Genomic DNA, 1,322 nt, shown 5'->3' with positions numbered 1-1,322 from the left:
TGAACCACACCGGATTTGGTGGAGGCTCGAATTCTTGAGAGAATCGAGCCATGAACAAGAAAGCAACGAAGTTTTCCCCGGAAGTCCGCGAGCGAGCGGTACGTTTGGTGCGCGAGCAGCGTAGCGAACATCCGTCGATGTGGGCGGCGGTCGAATCGATCGCACGAATGATCGGCTGTACGCCGCAGACGTTGCACGAATGGGTCAAGCGCGATCAGGTCGACCAGGGAGAGCGTGATGGCGTGACCACCGATGAGCGCGAGCGGCTCAAGGCGCTGGAACGTGAGGTCAAGGAGTTACGCCGCGCCAACGAGATTCTCAAGGTCGCAAGTGCGTTTTTCGCCCAGGCGGAGCTCGACCGCCGTTTCAAGTCCTGAAAGCCTTCGTCGACCAGCATCGAGACACCTTCGGGGTTGAGCCGATCTGCAGGGTCTTGCGGATTGCCCCGTCGGGCTACCGACGCCATGCGGCACAGCTTCGTGATCCATCCCGACGCTGCGCCCGCGAGAAACGCGACGAGATTCTGCAACCCGAGATCAGACGTGTCTGGCAGACCAACATGCAGGTCTATGGCGTGCCAAAGGTCTGGAAGCAGATGAACCGGGAGGGCATCGTGGTGGCCCGCTGCACGGTTGGTCGGCTAATGAAGCAGCAAGGCTTACGTGGTGCGGTTCGCGGGAAGCGGGTTCGCACGACGATTCCCGATACAAACGCGCCGCGTCCGCTGGACCGGGTCAACCGGCAATTCAAGGCGCAGCGACCGAATCAGCTCTGGGTGTCGGATTTCACTTACGTCTCGACGTGGCAGGGCTGGCTCTATGTGGCGTTCGTGATCGATGTGTTCGCCCGCCGTATCGTTGGCTGGAGAGTTAGTTCGTCGATGACCACGGACTTCGTTCTGGACGCACTTGAGCAAGCACTGTACGCGCGGCAACCGGGCGGCGACGGGACGTTGATACATCACTCCGATAGGGGTTCGCAATACGTCAGCATTCGCTACAGCGAGCGTCTGGCAGAAGCGGGCATCGAGCCTTCTGTCGGCAGCCGTGGCGATAGCTACGACAACGCGCTGGCTGAAACGATCAACGGCCTGTACAAGGCAGAGCTAATTCATCGGCGCGCCCCGTGGAAAACGAGGGAATCCGTCGAACTGGCAACGCTGGAATGGGTGGCCTGGTACAACCATCATCGACTGATGGAACCGCTGGGCTATATCCCGCCCGCCGAGGCTGAGGCAAACTACTACGGGCAACTCAGAAATATCGCTGACATGCCTGCATTAACTTAAACCAACCGGCCTCCACGATTCCCGGTGCGGTTCA

General features: G+C 59.8%; 1 protein-coding gene and 1 other annotated feature. The gene reads left to right on the top strand.

The annotated features are described in order from the left end of the window. The first annotated feature begins 50 nt into the window (after positions 1-50). A protein-coding gene (locus tag PCE31106_RS23850) for an IS3 family transposase (protein ID WP_150564892.1) occupies positions 51-1,288 on the top strand; the annotation gives its coding sequence in 2 pieces (ribosomal slippage) (positions 51-342 and positions 342-1,288; 1,239 coding nt in all). Next, positions 332-448: a sequence feature (AL1L pseudoknot), on the top strand. Its footprint overlaps the gene before it by 117 nt. Positions 1,289-1,322 lie beyond the last annotated feature (34 nt).

The organism is Pandoraea cepalis (assembly GCF_902459665.1).
Taxonomy (GTDB): Bacteria; Pseudomonadota; Gammaproteobacteria; order Burkholderiales; family Burkholderiaceae; genus Pandoraea; species Pandoraea cepalis.
Note: the sequence above shows the minus strand (reverse complement) of the source record. Positions and strands in the feature narration are given on the sequence as shown.